Origin of the sequence: Synechococcus sp. MU1651 (assembly GCF_023630635.1) — a bacterium.
Lineage (GTDB): Bacteria > Cyanobacteriota > Cyanobacteriia > PCC-6307 > Cyanobiaceae > Parasynechococcus.
Map to the genome: position 1 here is coordinate 19,438 of NZ_JAKUHJ010000009.1, position 15,148 is coordinate 34,585.

General features: G+C 64.2%; 15 protein-coding genes and 1 pseudogene. 7 read left to right on the forward strand and 9 right to left on the reverse strand.

Features of this window, described 5'->3' with window-relative positions; all coding sequences use genetic code 11:
- The first annotated feature begins 155 nt into the window (after positions 1-155).
- The 6 genes from NCN05_RS08260 to NCN05_RS08285 all read left to right on the forward strand — a co-directional run bounded on the left by NCN05_RS08260 (position 156) and on the right by NCN05_RS08285 (position 6,544).
- A complete protein-coding gene (locus NCN05_RS08260; protein WP_250397716.1) occupies positions 156-1,346 on the forward strand; it encodes an FAD-binding oxidoreductase in 1,191 nt (396 codons plus the stop codon).
- A gap of 166 nt (positions 1,347-1,512) precedes the next feature.
- Positions 1,513-3,036 carry a glucose-6-phosphate dehydrogenase gene (zwf, locus tag NCN05_RS08265; protein ID WP_115161344.1) on the forward strand — a complete coding sequence of 508 codons (1,524 nt, stop codon included), beginning with the start codon at positions 1,513-1,515 and terminating at the stop codon, positions 3,034-3,036.
- Between the two features lie 56 nt (positions 3,037-3,092).
- Positions 3,093-4,379: a glucose-6-phosphate dehydrogenase assembly protein OpcA gene (locus NCN05_RS08270; protein ID WP_250397717.1), complete on the forward strand. Its 1,287-nt coding sequence runs from the start codon at positions 3,093-3,095 to the stop codon at positions 4,377-4,379.
- 14 nt (positions 4,380-4,393) lie between these two features.
- Positions 4,394-5,821 carry a cobyrinic acid a,c-diamide synthase CobB gene (locus NCN05_RS08275; protein WP_250397718.1) on the forward strand — a complete coding sequence of 476 codons (1,428 nt, stop codon included), beginning with the start codon at positions 4,394-4,396 and terminating at the stop codon, positions 5,819-5,821.
- Positions 5,749-6,069, forward strand: a complete 321-nt coding sequence (locus NCN05_RS08280) for an acylphosphatase (RefSeq protein WP_244273035.1) — start codon at positions 5,749-5,751, stop codon at positions 6,067-6,069. The genes NCN05_RS08275 and NCN05_RS08280 overlap by 73 nt, the downstream gene beginning before the upstream one ends.
- A gap of 100 nt (positions 6,070-6,169) precedes the next feature.
- Positions 6,170-6,544 (forward strand): hypothetical protein, encoded by a 375-nt coding sequence (locus NCN05_RS08285; RefSeq protein WP_250397719.1) that lies wholly within the window; start codon positions 6,170-6,172, stop codon positions 6,542-6,544.
- A 139-nt stretch (positions 6,545-6,683) separates the two neighbouring features.
- Here NCN05_RS08285 and NCN05_RS08290 read toward each other — a convergent pair whose 3' ends face one another.
- The 5 genes and pseudogenes from NCN05_RS08290 to folD form a co-directional block, all read right to left on the reverse strand.
- The gene (locus tag NCN05_RS08290; RefSeq protein ID WP_250397720.1) at positions 6,684-8,135 is read right to left on the reverse strand and encodes an ATP-dependent DNA helicase; all 1,452 of its coding nucleotides are present in this window, start codon (positions 8,133-8,135) and stop codon (positions 6,684-6,686) included.
- Positions 8,132-8,644, reverse strand: coding sequence for a divergent PAP2 family protein (locus NCN05_RS08295; protein ID WP_250397721.1), 513 nt, complete (start codon positions 8,642-8,644; stop codon positions 8,132-8,134). Before NCN05_RS08295 ends, NCN05_RS08290 begins: the two co-directional genes overlap by 4 nt.
- Positions 8,641-9,531, reverse strand: a complete 891-nt coding sequence (gene crtE / locus NCN05_RS08300; protein ID WP_250397722.1) for a geranylgeranyl diphosphate synthase CrtE — start codon at positions 9,529-9,531, stop codon at positions 8,641-8,643. Before crtE ends, NCN05_RS08295 begins: the two co-directional genes overlap by 4 nt.
- A 40-nt stretch (positions 9,532-9,571) precedes the next feature.
- A pseudogene (locus NCN05_RS08305) lies at positions 9,572-10,249 on the reverse strand (TIGR02466 family protein).
- Positions 10,250-10,257: 8 nt separating this feature from the next.
- The gene (folD, locus tag NCN05_RS08310; protein WP_250397723.1) at positions 10,258-11,139 is read right to left on the reverse strand and encodes a bifunctional methylenetetrahydrofolate dehydrogenase/methenyltetrahydrofolate cyclohydrolase FolD; all 882 of its coding nucleotides are present in this window, start codon (positions 11,137-11,139) and stop codon (positions 10,258-10,260) included.
- Between the two features lie 70 nt (positions 11,140-11,209).
- Here folD and NCN05_RS08315 point away from each other — a divergent pair, with 70 nt between their 5' ends.
- Positions 11,210-13,300, forward strand: coding sequence for an HDIG domain-containing metalloprotein (locus NCN05_RS08315; RefSeq protein ID WP_250397724.1), 2,091 nt, complete (start codon positions 11,210-11,212; stop codon positions 13,298-13,300).
- A gap of 45 nt (positions 13,301-13,345) precedes the next feature.
- On the opposite strand, the gene NCN05_RS08320 is transcribed toward NCN05_RS08315, so the two are convergent.
- From NCN05_RS08320 to NCN05_RS08335, 4 genes are all read right to left on the reverse strand, one after another.
- Positions 13,346-13,951, reverse strand: a complete 606-nt coding sequence (locus tag NCN05_RS08320; RefSeq protein ID WP_250397725.1) for an RluA family pseudouridine synthase — start codon at positions 13,949-13,951, stop codon at positions 13,346-13,348.
- Positions 13,952-13,959: 8 nt separating this feature from the next.
- Entirely contained in the window at positions 13,960-14,448 is a 489-nt protein-coding gene (locus NCN05_RS08325) for a DUF8637 domain-containing protein (RefSeq protein ID WP_186495821.1), read from the reverse strand.
- Positions 14,449-14,530: 82 nt separating this feature from the next.
- Entirely contained in the window at positions 14,531-14,833 is a 303-nt protein-coding gene (locus NCN05_RS08330; protein ID WP_250397726.1) for an MTH1187 family thiamine-binding protein, read from the reverse strand.
- Entirely contained in the window at positions 14,833-15,081 is a 249-nt protein-coding gene (locus NCN05_RS08335) for a hypothetical protein (RefSeq protein ID WP_250397727.1), read from the reverse strand. The genes NCN05_RS08330 and NCN05_RS08335 overlap by 1 nt, the downstream gene beginning before the upstream one ends.
- Positions 15,082-15,148 lie beyond the last annotated feature (67 nt).

Consider the following 15,148-nt stretch of genomic DNA (forward strand, 5'->3'; position numbering starts at 1 on the left):
GGGGAAAACCAAAAGAGACGCCGAGATGAGGGGCCGAACCTGAGGATCTTAAGGAGGTCGCCTAGATCAGATCAGATTCTGTTCCGAACAGCAACCTTTTTGTGTGAAATCAAAGGCCACGCCTATAGTCGCGCCACCAATGGCAGGTGATTTCAATGCGGGTGTCCAATGCAGCGACAGAGCACTGCAATGAGGTTCTGTTCACTGTCGTGGCAAGTGGTCCCCATGTCGGCTCACAACCGTCTGTGGTTCAGACCTACACCGTTGGGATGAACCAGTTTTCCGCACTTTTCAAACGATTGGGTGCCTCTGGCGCCAAAATCTTGTCTGTGAACGGTCAGGAAGTAGAGCGACATGCCTCTCCTGTCGCCACCACCCCGGCACCTGCCAAAAAAACCGCCAAAAAAACCGCCAAGAAAGCCGTGACGTCAAGCGCCCCGAAGAAGAAGCCCCACGCCGACGTTCCGGTCAACACCTACAAGCCCAAAACACCGTTCATGGGCACGGTCACGGAGAACTACTCCCTGCTGAAGGACGGTGCGATCGGCCGTGTCCAGCACATCACCTTTGATCTTGCCGGCGGCGACCCGCAACTGAAGTACATCGAAGGTCAGAGCATCGGCATCATTCCCGAAGGGGAAGACGCCAACGGCAAGCCCCACAAGCTGCGCCTCTACTCCATCGCCAGCACCCGACACGGCGACAACCTGGAGGGCAACACCGTCTCCCTCTGCGTTCGCCAGCTCGAGTACAAGAACGACGCCGGTGAGCAGATCTACGGCGTGTGCTCCACCTACCTCTGCGACATCGAACCCGGCACCAAGGTGAAGATCACCGGTCCGGTCGGTAAGGAGATGCTCCTGCCTGACGATGAGGACGCCAACATCATCATGCTGGCGACGGGCACGGGCATCGCTCCGATGCGCACCTACCTGCGCCGCATGTTCGAGCCCCGCGAGCAGGAGGCCAACGGCTGGAAATTCCGCGGCAAAGCCTGGCTGTTCATGGGCGCACCCAAAACCGCCAACCTGCTCTACGACGAGGACTTCCTCCACTACGAGAAGGAGTACCCCGACAACTTCCGCTACACCAAGGCGATCAGCCGGGAACAGCAGAACGCCAAGGGCGGCCGGATGTACATCCAAGACCGCGTTCTGGAGCATGCCGAAGAGATCTTCGCGATGATCGAAGACCCCAAGACCCACGTGTACATGTGCGGTCTGCGCGGCATGGAGCCGGGCATCGACGAAGCCATGACCGCCGCCGCGGCCGCCAAGGGGCTCGACTGGGCCGAACTGCGCCCCCAGCTCAAAAAGGCTGACCGCTGGCACGTGGAAACCTATTGATCGATCAAACGCTGATCCATCAGCCAACCCGTTTTCAGTCCACCCCTCGGGGTGGACTTTTTTTTGGGTTGGCAACAAAGGCTGACACCAACACGGAAACAAAGCGGCGAGTCCATGTCTGTTGCCAGTTCCGTGCCTAAACCATCGTCAGAAGCCTGGACACTCCATGGTTGCCACGATGACGAACCCCCTCAGGGTTGGACTGCGTCAGGAGCGCGTGATCGCGCCGCAGTGTCTGGTGATCTTCGGCGCCAGTGGTGATCTGACCCACCGCAAGCTGGTGCCAGCCCTGTTTGAACTTTTCAAGCAACGGCGTCTGCCCAGTGAGTTCGCCCTGCTGGGCTGTGCGCGACGGCCGTGGAGTGATGAGGAGTTCCGCGGAAAGATGGCGGAGGCACTGGCCAGCACGATCGAGGACGATCCCCAGGCCTGGGAGCAGTTCGTGGGCAAGTTGTTCTACGAGCCGGTCGACCTACAGAACACCGATCACATGCTGAGCCTGCACACCAGGCTCGAGCAGATCGATCAACAGTGCGCCACCCGCGGCAACCGCACCTTTTATCTTTCCGTCTCCCCCAAGTTCTATGGCAGTGGCTGCCGTTCACTGGCCGACGCTGGCCTGTTGAAGGACCCCAAACGCAGCCGGGTGGTGATCGAAAAGCCCTTCGGACGCGACTACGGCAGTGCCCAGGCCCTCAATCGCGTGGTGCAGGCCTGCGGTCAGGAGAACCAGATCTTTCGCATCGACCATTACCTGGGCAAGGAAACCGTCCAGAACATCATGGTTCTGCGCTTTGCCAACACGATCTTCGAGCCGATCTGGAACCGCAATTACATCTCCAGTGTTCAAATCACCGCCGCTGAAACGGTTGGCGTGGAGGAAAGGGCCGGGTACTACGAATCGGCCGGTGCCCTGCGGGACATGGTGCAGAACCACCTGACCCAGATGCTGGCGATCACCGCCATGGAACCTCCCGGGCGCTTTGACCCGGAGGCCATCCGCAACGAAAAAGCCAAGGTTCTTCAGGCTGCCCGCCTGGCCGATGAGCTCGAACCCTGGAACTGCTGCATCCGTGGCCAGTACGGACCCGGTGGTTCCGCGGAATCGCCCCTGGCCGGATACCGCCATGAACCCGGCGTGGATCCCAACAGCACCACCGAGACCTACGTGGCGATGAAGCTGTTCATCGACAACTGGCGCTGGCAGGGGGTTCCGTTCTATGTGCGCACCGGCAAACGGCTGGCCAAGCGCACCAGTGAGGTGGTGCTCACCTTCCGTGAAGCACCGGTGCATCTGTTTGATGCAGCCACCGGAGGCCCCACGGCCAATCAGCTGATCCTGCGCATCCAACCGGATGAGGGGGCCGAATTCCGCTTCGAGGTGAAGTCACCCGGATCTGGCATGCGCAGCCGCCCCATCGACATGGAGTTCTCCTACGACGAATCCTTCGGGGAACCCTCCGATGAGGGCTATGTGCGGCTCCTGGCTGACGCCATGCTCAGCGACCCCACCCTGTTCACCCGCAGCGATGAGGTTGAAGCGGCATGGCGGCTCTACACCCCGCTGCTGGAACTGATTGAAGACAGCCCCTGGCAGCTGCCGGTTCATCCCTACGAATCCCGCACCTGGGGACCGGCCGCCGCGGATGCCCTGCTGGCGAAGGACGGACTGCTCTGGCGACGCCCCTGACCGCGCACGTTCACAGCCCTGTTGTTCAGCTCTCCACGTCTCGTTCATCCGTCACCATGTCCCCTCAGCTCACCCTGCAAACCCCGCTCGAACTGGCACCGGCGGAAGTGCCCCACTACCTCGAACAGCTCTGGTCCCCCGAGCAGCAGGGCAGCACGGGCACCGGGGCCAACACCTTCTGCCTGCTGATCTGGCAACCCGCCTGGGCCGAGCAGCAATTGATCCGCAGTGGTCGTTTATCAGGCCCCATCACGGGACAGCAGTCCGCCCCCTTGGTTGCTGCGGGACGCCAGGCGGTGCTGGATGCCGACCTTCCCCTGAGCACGCCGCCCCTGGATGGGGCTGTGGTGAAGGCGGTGGCTGATTTAGAAGGGCAAGCCAACGCCGAAGACCTGCGTGGGCAGTACATCGACCCAGCCCTGAGTGCACTGATGCCCCGGCGCCTGATCACCCTGGCACCCACCATCGATGCGGCCCAGCCCCTTGAAACACTCGTGGCCGCCTACTGCCCGCTGCCTGAAGAAGGCGGTGGTACCGCCGCCTGCGGCGATGTGGTGGTGCTGCGGGGCGGCCATGGCGCCCTGCATGAGGGCTTTTCGATTCTCGACCCCCTGCTGCCTGAATCGATGCCGGCCTGGGTCTGGTGGAACGGCTGCATCGACGAAGCACCGGAGCTGATGCAACGGCTCACCAGCGCACCACGGCGCCTGATCATCGACACCGCGTTGGGGGATCCACATCAGTGCCTTGAGCTTCTGCGTCACCGCGTGGAGAGCGGCCAGGCGGTGAACGATCTCAACTGGCTGCGCCTACGCAGTTGGCGCGAGACCCTGGCCATGGTGTTCGACCCGCCGCAACGGCGTGATGCCCTCAGCCACATCACCCGTCTCGACATCGATGTTGAGGGCCATCACCCTGCCCAGGGGCTGCTGCTGGCCGCCTGGATCGCCGATCGACTGGGCTGGACGCTGCTCTCGACCGCTGCGGTCGAAAACGGCACTACCGCCCAGTTCAAGCGCTCCGATGGCACCGAGGTGCGCTTCCAACTGATGGCCGTGCCAGTCGCTCAGCCCAACGTGCACGCCGGCCAGATGGTGGGGCTGCGGCTGATCGCTGAACCGGAGAACGGCCAGGGGGTGTGCGTGATCCTCTGCGCTGAATCCGGGGGCTGCATGCGTTTGGAGGGGGGAGGCATGGCCAACCTCGAGCTGCATGAGGAAGTAGTTCCCGTGCAGCACGACACCCCTGAAATGGATGTGGCCCGCCTCCTGGGCGGCGGTCACGACAGCACCAATCCCCTGCTGGCCGCAGCTGCTCCGCTGGCTGCCAGGCTGCTGGGCTGATCCTCATCTGAGCCATGGCCGCTGTCATCGCTGCACCAGCCAGTGGCAGCGGCAAAACCCTGTTGAGCCTGGCGCTGCTGAGCTGGGCCCAGCAGAACGGACGCCGGATCCAGGCCTTCAAGGTGGGCCCGGACTATCTCGATGCCCAGCTGCTCAGCCAAGCCTCGGGTCAGCCCTGTCGCAACCTCGATCTCAATCTCTGCGGTGAAACCTGGGTTCGCCAGGCCTTTCACGGTTACGGCGGTGCCTCTGAGCTGACCCTCGTGGAAGGGGTGATGGGGCTCTTCGATGGCATCGGCAGCGGTACGACCGGAAGCACGGCCGACGTGGCCCGCCTGCTGGACCTGCCGGTGGTGCTGGTGCTGGATGCCGGTGGTCAGGCCGCCTCCCTCGGCGCCATCGTGCGCGGATTCCGCGATCACGATCCCCAGCTGCGCATCGCCGGCGTGGTGCTCAACAAGGTCAGCAGCCCCAGGCACCGGGAGCTGCTGGCCGACGTGCTGGAGCGCATGGAGGTGCCATTGCTGGGCTGCCTGCCGCGCAGCGAAGCCCTGGCCCTGCCGGGCCGGCATCTCGGCTTGGCCCCGGCCCATGAATTGGAGGCCCCCGAGCAGCGACGCCAGGCCTGGGCCGCTCTGGCCAGCCAGCACCTGAACCTGGAACGCCTGGTCCCCCTGCTGCAGGCGCCCCGCCCTGGGCCGCATCCCCTGGCCAGCATCCCCGTGGAGCAGGGCCAGCCCCTGCCGGTGGCTTTGGCCAGTGATGCCGCCTTTCACTTCCGCTACCAGGAAACCAGTGAACTGCTGGAGCACATGGGCATGCCCGTGCTCCGCTGGAGCCCCCTGGCCGATGAGGCCATCCCGACAGACGCCAAGGGCCTGATCCTGCCGGGCGGTTTCCCCGAACAGCACGCTGCCCAGCTCAGCGGCTGCACGCAAAGCCTGAGCTCGCTGCGGGCGTTCGTGCAACAGCGACCGCTCTACGCCGAATGCGGCGGGATGCTTGTGCTCGGAGAGCAGCTGACCGATCTCGATGGCACCAGCCACCCCATGGCGGGACTGCTTCCCTTCACGGCCCAGCGCGGCCCGCTGCAGGTGGGCTATCGCCGCCTGCAGGCGCGGCGGGACAGCCCTGCGGTGGAGAGCGGTCAGCAGCTGGTGGGCCATGAATTTCACCGCTGGGAACTGCACACCAACCGGCCGTCCTCCGACAAGTCAGTGCTGTGGGACATTGAGGGATGGAAAGTCCATCGACATTCGGAAGGATGGGTCGATCAGACGGTTCACGCGAGCTGGGTTCACCTGCACTGGGCAAGCTCTACGACGATCTGCTCCCGATGGCGCGCCGCGCTCGAATCCGGGGAGAGAAGATCGCCAAACGCTTCGTCAGCCGCCAGCAGCCCCCGCGGGTCCAACCCTTCTCCGAACGCTGGCGCTGGGTGATCGAAGGTCGCGTTCAGCGGGTGGGGTTCCGCGCCAGCTGCAATCGGCGCGCCCTGGATCTCGGCATCAGCGGCTGGGTGCGCAACCTGAGTGATGGCCGTGTGGAAGTGCAGGCCGAGGGGCCACCGCTGGCCTTGTCTGAACTGCGGGCCTGGTGTGAGGTCGGGCCGCCTGGCGCCCGGGTGGTTCGGGTGACCCCCAGCCAGCTCCCGGTCACTGGCGACGACTGGTTCGAAGTGCGCTACTAAGACGAAGTGCGCTGAGACATAGACGCGAAACAATTGGGAAGGAGGTCTCCACGCTCCGCCCATCTCGCTACGGCTGAAGCAGGACCTTCGCGCCTGCCGCATGCTCCGCTTCGGATTTGTCCTGTTGATCACTGCGCTGCCCCTGCTCGGCATGGAGGCCATGAGCACGCGACGGGAAACCACCAAGCAGGTGTTCGATTCCGCGGCAGAAGCCCTCAACGCCTGTCAGAGCTGGCGGCACAGGGAAGGACAGTTTTCGGCCCTGATTCCCGCCGCTGCACCGGTGTCAACGCAGGCGCGGCCTGTGCAAACCGACATCCGCAGCTGTGAGGCCGATCTGGACCATGCACTGGTGCTGGGGCGCCGCTACGGCGTTGTGCCCGGCGTGCACTACAACAAAACGCTGCGGTCGCTGCACCGCCCGATTCATCGCACCTTTCCTTACCTGCTGCCAGATGGCACAACTGGCGAATAAAGCCCCTGGCATGTCTTGAGCAACTTCCTCGACACCAAAGACAAAGCCTTCTGGAGAGCCCTGCTCGGCGTTGTGAGTTTGGGGGTGAGCATCGGCCTGGCGGCCCTGATCCTGCGCCTCTGAGCGCTGATCCTCGAATTCACTCGGAATCCCGCATGGTTTCGAATTGGCGCTGCCAGGTGGCGCGCAGATCAGGCGACGTCTCGCCGCCGAGCAACCAAACCCCCGTGCGGGCCCGGGACACGGCCACATAACAGAGCTGCTGGCGGATGGCTGGATCGGCCCGGAATACATCCGGCGCCACGAAGACATCGCCAAAACTGCTGCCCTGACTGCGGTGCACCGTGAGCACCGCTGCAGGCCCCAGGGAAGCGAAGGCATCGCGAATCAGGAAGTACTGCCGCCAGATCGCGCGACCGTTTTTCTTGCCGGCATCACGGGCCTGCTTGCGCAGCCGCTGCATCACCGCATCGAGCTCCTGACGACCAGCGCTGCCAATCGGCGGCTGCAGGCGCAGGGTGAGCTCCAGATCCCCCGCATTCACCGATGCGGAGAGGGTCTCGATCACTGGCACGGGCCCATCGGCGGAGGACAGGCCGAAATCCGCCAGGTCACAGGCCTCCGGCTTGACGTCCCGCACCGTCACTTCGCGGTTGGAGCCGAGCACCATGTCGGGTTCTTCACCGGCCTCTTCTCCGTCCCTTGAGGCCGGGGCCATCACGGCGGTGCGACTGATCAACACCTCACCGGGCAGCACCGGCATCTGATCCGCCATCTCCCCATGGATGGCCCGGCGCGCATGGGGCACCAGACGATCCAGGGTGCGGTTCGTGTAGCAGAGGATGCGTGCTGCATCGGGGTTGTCTTGCACCGAGGCGTCGCGCAATGCACGCCTGGCCTGATCCAGCCACTCCCGTTGCACCAGGCTGCGCACCTGCCCTTGCTGGGAACGAATCGGCGGCAGCAGCGGCGGCATCTGGCAGGGCAGGCGCCCCTCCCGCAGCCCCGCAGCCAACTGCAGCACCGGGCCTTGATGCCGCACCACCTGGGTCAAGCTGGCGGAACAGGACCGTTGCATCGCAAACACGGGGCTGTTCGGCTCACCCACCGGGGGCAACTGGGCGGGGTCGCCGACGAACACCAGACGGGTCTTGAACGGATGGGCGCACTGGAGGGCAATGCCCAACAGGGTGCTGTCGACCATGGAGGCTTCGTCGATCAGCACCAGGCCCAGGTTTTCCAGGGCCATGGCCGTCTGCTCGGTGGGTTCGCAGAGTTCAGCGTCGGCGGAGCGCTTGAGCTTCAGCCGCAGCAAGCGATGGATGGTGGAGGGATACCAGGTGGGTTGGAGACCTTCCAACTCCAACGCCTGGCGCAGAACGCCCACCGCTTTATGGGTTGGTGCCACAACGGTCCAGCACAGACCGCTGGCCTCCACCTGGCGCAGCAGGCGCATGGAGAGGAAGGTTTTGCCGCTACCGGCAAAACCACTGAGCACGAAGGGCGTGCCATCCACAGGCTGCTTGAGCCAGGCCGCAAAGGCGTCCGCCGCTTTCTGCTGATCAGCGGTGAGGTCCGCGGCAGCGGTCACCCCAGCCCAGCTCCAAGACCCGACAGCAAATGCAGCGGTGATCCCACAAATTCCAAACCGGGCAGAGCAATGGCGGGCCCCATCAGGCTGCCCACCAGCACCTGCAGCCGGCTGTGGCCCAGGCTTTCCTTGAGGGGTTTCTCCGGAGCGTCCGGCCAGAGCGAATCAGGCAGACCATTGACCCGTTCCGCCGTCAGCCCGGCGGCGCGACGAATGCCACTGGCGTCGTACATGACGACGAACGCCACCATCGCCGCAAGGGCGAAGAGGGGGTGATCAAAGCCCAGGGTCCAGCCCACACAGGCCGCCGTACCGGTAACCAGGGCGGAGTGGCTCGACGGCATGCCGCCGGTTTCGATCAGCACCGCCGGACGCCAACGGCGATGCAGAAGCAACTCAAGGAACAATTTCGAGAGCTGGGCGACGCCACAGGCCATCAGGCCCCAGGTGAGCGAACTGTTGTCGAAGAACTCCCGCAGCACCGCATGGGAGGGCATGGCGTCGATCATCGGTCGCGGCTGGTGATGAAGTCAGCCAAGGCCAGCAGGGGAATCGCCTTCTCGGCCCAGGGTTGAAGCGCCTCTTTCGCTTCATTGACCAACGCATCGGCCCGACGGCGGGACTCGTCGAGCCCGAGAAGCTTGGGATAAGTGGTCTTGTCGGCGATGAGGTCCTTGCCGGCGGTTTTGCCGAGCACCTCGCTGCTGGCGGTGATGTCGAGGATGTCGTCGATGATCTGGAAGGCGAGGCCGATCCCCCTGGCGTAGGTGCGCAGGGCCTTGATCAGCGCCTCATCGGCGCCGCCGATCATCGCCCCGGTGATCACACAGGCACTCAACAGGGCTCCGGTTTTGTGGAGGTGGATGTATTCGAGGGTTTCAAGATCCACCTCCTTGCCTTCGCTTTCCAGATCCACCACCTGGCCGCCCACCAGGCCAGGGGCGCCGGCCACCAACGACAGTTCTCCCACCACCTTGAGCAGACGCTCAGCCGGCACATCAGGACTGCGCAGCGCCACCATTTCAAAGGCGCGGGTCAACAGGGCATCACCGGCAAGGATGGCCACGGCTTCGCCGTACATCTTGTGGTTTGTAGGACGACCACGGCGCAGGTCGTCGTCATCCATGGCCGGCAGGTCGTCATGGATCAACGACATGGTGTGGATCATTTCCAGCGCCACCGCCGTGGGCAGGGCCTGCGTCGCTTCCCCGCCCGCCAGCTCGCAGGCGGCAAGGCAGAGAATCGGTCGCAGGCGCTTGCCACCGGCAAGCAGCGAATAGCGCATCGCTTCCCTGAGGGACTCCGGCCGCTCCGGACCGAGCGATCCATCGAGGGCCGCTTCCACCCGCTCTTTGGCCTTGCCGAGATAGGCCTTGAAATCGAACTCGGCGCTCATGGGTGGACCCTGGCTGGCGGGATTCTCTCAGGCCGAGCCCTTAGCTGCCGAGGGGAACCCAATCCATCGGATGGGGTGTTCGCATCTCGCGTCCCTTGCCCGGTGCCGTGGTGATGGCCAGGTCGTAGGACACCGAATAGCGGGGGCTGCTTCCCTCATAGGGGAGCACCCGATGGCGCAGGTCCGAAGGGAACAGCAGAAGACGGTGGGGTTACGGCGCGAACACCCCACCGGAGACAGCCGCATCGCGGTAGGGAATCGCCATCACATGGCTGAAGTAATTGTCGGGCGCCTCAAATTCCAGCTCCCCGCTCTCGTTCGCAGGATCCGTCAACACGTAGAACACCGCGCTCAACTGGGCGTTGCGGTGGCTGTGCAGATCCACCGTTCCGCCATTCCTCGCACACACCACAGGCCAGGCCTTCTGGATGTGGGCCACAAGACCGTGCTCCGGGCCCAACAGCGCACGTAGATAGAGCGAAACATGCTCAGCCAATTGCCCGTTCAGCCACTGGAACGCATCCATGCGATGCAACTGATCCAGGCCGGCATGGCCCAGCAGATCTCCGGTGAGGTTGTTGCGATCGCTGAACTCAGAGTGCTGATGCACCTGGGCATCGAACTGCTCCAGCTGCTGCTGCATGGCAGCGGCTGTGGCGGCATCCGGCTCAAGATCCACCTGAAGAACGGGGGTGGGGAACAGCCAGTGCAGCGCCATGGAACCGATCAGGGCACGAGATCGTCCAAATCATGGTCAAGGTTGTGGCGTCTGCACCAAGCCACAACGGTGTTCACCAGAAGCATCGTCACCGTCATCGGTCCCACACCGCCGGGGACGGGCGAGAGCGCAGCAACGATCGACTCGACTTCAGCCGCACGAACATCCCCGCACAAACCGCCTTCCGGCTTGCGGTGGATGCCCACATCCACCACCGCCGCCCCCGGCCGCACGTGCTCGGCCCCGATGAACTCAGGACGGCCTGCTGCCACCACGAGGATGTCGGCTTCGCGGGTGTGGGCCGCTAGATCGGCCGTGCGGGAGTGGGCGATGGTGACGGTGGCGTTGGCGGCCTGCAGCATCAAGGCCATCGGCTGCCCCACGAGAATGCTTCGGCCGATCACCACGGCGCGCTTGCCCGCAGGATCAATGCCATTGCTGCGCAGCATCGCCATCACCCCGGCGGGGGTGCAGCTGCGCGGGCCCGGCTCCCCCTTGAGCAGCCGTCCGAGATTGAGGGTGTGCAGACCATCGGCGTCCTTTTCAGGATCAATGGCCATCAGCAGAGGCCCCTCATCGAGGCCAGCAGGAAGGGGCAGCTGCAGGAGGATCCCGTCCACTGCAGGGTTGGCATTCAACAGTTCAATCGTCTGCAGCACCTGCGCTGGAGGCGTGTCGCCGGGGAGGTGATCACCAAAGCTGGCCACCCCGATCCGAGCACAGGCTTTTTCCTTGTTGGCGACGTAGACGGCGCTGGCGGGATCATCACCAACCCGCAGCACCGCCAAGCCCGGCGGTCGCCCCGCCTCGGGCAAACGCCGTTCGATCAGGGTTTGAAGACGATGCTCCACATCCCTTGCCAGCACCTTGCCGTCCAAACGCAGGGCCATGGCATTCCCATGCACTCCCTCCAGCATGCCCTCTGAGGAGAGCTAGCGTTATGCCGCTACAGGGTCCTTTTTGGTTCGTGTTCCACGGCTGAGCAGCCTTTGGCGGAACTGGGTGCGGCTCGAAGGCCCAGGGCGAAGCCTGCTGCGCTGGACGCGACTGCAGACCTTTGTTGTGCTGCTGCTGTGCCTTTGCGTGGCCGCAGCCTCAAGCCTGCCCTGGCTGATCAAGCCAAAACTTCAACCCGGATCGCTGGCCCCGTTTGAAGCCATCGCTCCAAAGGATGCTTTGGTGCAGGACAGCACCGCCCTCGAGCAGCAGCGGGCCTCGCTGGTGGCGCGATCGGTGGTGCAGGTGATCGATCAGGAGCAGACCCAAGCACTCAAACAACGGCTCGAGCAGCAACTGCTGCAACTGCAGGAGGTCACCAACACCGGATCTGGAGACCGGATCGGGCCGGTGAACCTGTCTGATCAAGAGAAAAGGTGGCTGGAACGACGCAGCGAATGGGAGTATCTGGCCTGGGATAAAGCGGTGCGCAGCACCGCTGATCGCATGCTCAGCCAAGGGCTTGTGAGCAACCTGGCCATTGAGCAATTGCGCAAGGCCGCCGACCAGCAACTCAAGGCGGTTGCCCTGCAGCCAGAGGCGGCGCGCACTCTGGCCGGCAAGGTGCTCACCAGCGCCATGCGCGGCAGCACCAACCTGCGCACGGACCCGAACCTGAGCAAGCAGCTGATCGAGGAACAGCTGACCAAACAGGCCATTCCCACGATCGAGGTGCGCAAGGGGGATCTGATCACCCGCAAGGGCGAGCTGATCAGTCCCCAGGCCTACGACGTGCTGGATTATTTCGGCCGCGTGCGCCGCGAACCCCAACCGTTGATCTGGTTCCAACGGTTTGTTGAAGCCGCTGCAGCCTGCGCCGTGATGCTGCTGGTGATGCGGCGTGAACGGCCTGGCCTGGAGGTGCGCCATGCGCTGCTGGCGGCGGGCCTGCTGCTTTTGGTGCAGGCAGCCAAGCTCTGGTTCAAAAGCTCCGTGAGCCCTCTGGCTGTGCTGGTGGCGCCCACCCTGGTGCTGGCGGAAGGCCTCGGCACCGGCTGCGGCTTGGTCTGGATGGGGGTGGCCGCTCTGCTCTGGCCAGAACCCGTCCAAGGGTTGGGGGACGGTCGCCTGATTGTGGCGGCAACGGTGGCCGCCGCTGGGGCCTTGATCGCAGGTCGTCAGCGCAGCCGCGGCCAGTTGCTTCAACTCACGGTGCTGCTGCCGATCGGCGCCTTTGTGGGGCAGTGGCTGCTGCTGCAGATGCAACCGATCACCGGCCTGCGGCTCTGGGGAAATCTGAATCCAAGCCTGGATGAACTGGCCACCGATTCCTTTGTGCTCGGTGTGCTGCTGATGTTCAGCCTGCTGCTGATCCCAATGCTCGAGGGCTCCTTTGGCCTGCTCACCCGGGCGCGGCTGCTGGAACTGGCTGATCAGGAGCGCCCCCTGCTGCGCCGCCTCTCCTGCGAAGCCCCGGGAACCTTTGAACACACCCTGATGATCTGCGGCCTGGCGGAGGAAGGGGCGCGGGCAATTGGTGCGGATGTGGATCTGATCCGGACCGGCTCGCTGTATCACGACGTGGGCAAGCTGCATGCACCGGACTGGTTCATCGAAAACCAGAAGGACGGACCCAATCCCCACGACGCGCTGGATGACCCCCAGGCGAGTGCGGCGGTGCTTCAAGCCCATGTGGATGAGGGTCTGAAGCTGGCGCGGCGCCACCGCCTGCCCCGGCCCATCGCCGATTTCATCCCTGAGCACCAGGGCACCTTAAAAATGGGCTACTTCTTCCACAAGGCCCAGGAGCGCGGCGGTGTGGTTGAGGAGCGCCGCTTCCGTTACAGGGGACCGGTACCCCGCTCCAAAGAAACGGCGATCCTGATGCTGGCCGACGGCTGTGAGGCGGCGCTTCGATCGCTCCCCCCCGACACCTCCGATGCCCAGGCGGTGGACACGGTGCGGCGGATCGTGGAAGCGCGGCAGCGGGATGGACAACTGCGCAAAAGCAGCCTCAACCGCAGCGAAGTGGAGCTGGTGATCTGTGCCTTTGTGCAGGTGTGGCGACGGATGCGCCACCGCCGCATCCCCTATCCAATCCCGGCCCGACGCTGACCGCAGCGTCTGTATTCACCACTCACGAGTTCAGCACTCACGAGTTCAAAACTCAGTGGCAAAGTGAACCTCCTGCGCGATCAAACGGACGCGTTGCTGGGTGAAGGGATGGCGAAAGCTCAGGGCCTGGGCATGCAGATGCAAACGGCAGGAACGGCCGGCATCCCCGTAGATGGGATCGCCCACGATGGGGTGACCCCGTTCGGCCAAATGGGCCCGCAGCTGATGGGAGCGCCCCGTGAGCGGACGCAGCCAGAGCCGCGTGCTGCGGGCACCAGCGGCGCGGGCTCTCCAGATCGTCAGCGCCAGACGTCCCTCGGGGTGGCTGCCGTAGCGCGGCGGTTGGCGGGACAGGCGCGCCAAAGGGCTGGCGATGCAACCGCGGCCGTGGAGTTCCCCCTCCACATCCGCCTGGTACAGCTTGTTGATCCGGCGTTCAGCAAACAGGGCACTGAGGCGGCGCAGGGCGTCAGCGCTTCGGGCCAAGAGCAGCACCCCCGAGGTGTCGCGGTCCAGGCGGTGAACCAGGCGCAGGCTTTGGTCCTGCCGCTGCAGGCGGGTGATCACGGAATCGCTTTGCTCGGGCCCCAGGCCCGGTTGGCTCAGCAGGCCGGCGGGCTTGTCGACCGCCATCAGCCACGGGTCCCGCATCAGCAGCTTCAAGGGGAGAGCCGCTGGGCGCAGTGTTTTTCAAACAAGGCCACCACCTGCTCCGCGGGCAGGGCCTGAATCAGCCGGGCTTCCGCCTCAACGTGATGCTGGCTGGAGTGATACAGCTGCAACTCGTGAAAAGGATTGGGCTCCTGCTGGCGGGCCAGCTCCACCTCACGGCTGAGCAAGGCCGCCGGCATCAGGTTGCCGCCATGGCACGACTGCATCACATGGGCTGATTCATGGGCCAGCACCACCCAAACCACGGCGGGATCGTCGGGCAGGTTGTTGCCGCACATCAACAGGGCCTGCTTGCCCTCATGGAAGGCCCCCAGCAAGCCCAAAGGACAGTCGGGTGCCACCAGAGCCTTCACGCCCGCCCGCTGCAGCAGCCGCAGGTAACTGGCGATGCGATCCCAGGTTGAGGCTTGAACAGCACTGCCTGTGAGCTGCAACACCAGCAGAACCAACAGCGCAGCCCTGAAACGGCGACCCATCAAGCCAGGGACCACAGAACAATCTCATTGGTCTCAAGATCGGCTCAAGCCGGCTTGATTCCCACCGAAGTTCTACAGATTTTCAGTCTTCAAGCAGCTGTTCCACGGAAGTGACCTTCTCAGCAAACGACTGCTGCCGATCGGTGCGGGTGTTGAGCTTGAGCGTTGTGTAAAGACGCGGGGCTCCCATGCTGTGCAACTCGGCATGACAAGCGCGTACACAGTCCATCACCTCGTCCCATGGGCCTTCGATCGCTGTGCCATTGGGCCCAAGCTGGTGGGTCAGGCCCGTGGCGGCGATCACCCGCTCACAGGCGGCGATGTAGGGCGAAAGGCTGACGCCCACACCGATCGGCACCACGCAGAGATCAACACTGACCCACATCAGCCCGCCATCGCACTAGATCGGCTCAAGCAACTGACGGGGTAATCAATGGTGCGCCAACTGCCGCTGTCTGTTCGCACTTCAACCGCAATGCCCTGCTGACCCATGGGACAGCGGGACCCTTGTCCCGTGCACCAATCGCTGGCATCAGCGAGGGCCAGTTCCAACGTGTCGTAAAGGGCGTCGAGCACCGGATGCGGCTGACCGTCGAGGCCAACCAACCGGTAGCGGGAGCGATGCTTGGCCATCGCAGTCCAATCCCGGAAGTGTCACCATCTTCCCATGGACCTGACCCAGCGGCATTCCCACACTGGA

What these genes read in the sequence shown, in the direction of transcription:
- NCN05_RS08275 (WP_250397718.1), top strand. Translation starts at nt 4,394, where the DNA reads ATGGCCGCTGTCATCGCTGCACCAGCCAGTGGCAGCGGCAAAACCCTG.
- zwf (WP_115161344.1), top strand. Translation starts at nt 1,513, where the DNA reads ATGGTTGCCACGATGACGAACCCCCTCAGGGTTGGACTGCGTCAGGAG.
- NCN05_RS08330 (WP_250397726.1), bottom strand. Translation starts at nt 14,833, where the DNA reads ATGTGGGTCAGTGTTGATCTCTGCGTGGTGCCGATCGGTGTGGGCGTC.
- NCN05_RS08270 (WP_250397717.1), top strand. Translation starts at nt 3,093, where the DNA reads ATGTCCCCTCAGCTCACCCTGCAAACCCCGCTCGAACTGGCACCGGCG.
- folD (WP_250397723.1), bottom strand. Translation starts at nt 11,139, where the DNA reads ATGGCCCTGCGTTTGGACGGCAAGGTGCTGGCAAGGGATGTGGAGCAT.
- NCN05_RS08320 (WP_250397725.1), bottom strand. Translation starts at nt 13,951, where the DNA reads ATGCGGGACCCGTGGCTGATGGCGGTCGACAAGCCCGCCGGCCTGCTG.
- crtE (WP_250397722.1), bottom strand. Translation starts at nt 9,531, where the DNA reads ATGAGCGCCGAGTTCGATTTCAAGGCCTATCTCGGCAAGGCCAAAGAG.
- NCN05_RS08285 (WP_250397719.1), top strand. Translation starts at nt 6,170, where the DNA reads ATGCTCCGCTTCGGATTTGTCCTGTTGATCACTGCGCTGCCCCTGCTC.
- NCN05_RS08260 (WP_250397716.1), top strand. Translation starts at nt 156, where the DNA reads ATGCGGGTGTCCAATGCAGCGACAGAGCACTGCAATGAGGTTCTGTTC.
- NCN05_RS08325 (WP_186495821.1), bottom strand. Translation starts at nt 14,448, where the DNA reads ATGGGTCGCCGTTTCAGGGCTGCGCTGTTGGTTCTGCTGGTGTTGCAG.
- NCN05_RS08295 (WP_250397721.1), bottom strand. Translation starts at nt 8,644, where the DNA reads ATGATCGACGCCATGCCCTCCCATGCGGTGCTGCGGGAGTTCTTCGAC.
- NCN05_RS08335 (WP_250397727.1), bottom strand. Translation starts at nt 15,081, where the DNA reads ATGGCCAAGCATCGCTCCCGCTACCGGTTGGTTGGCCTCGACGGTCAG.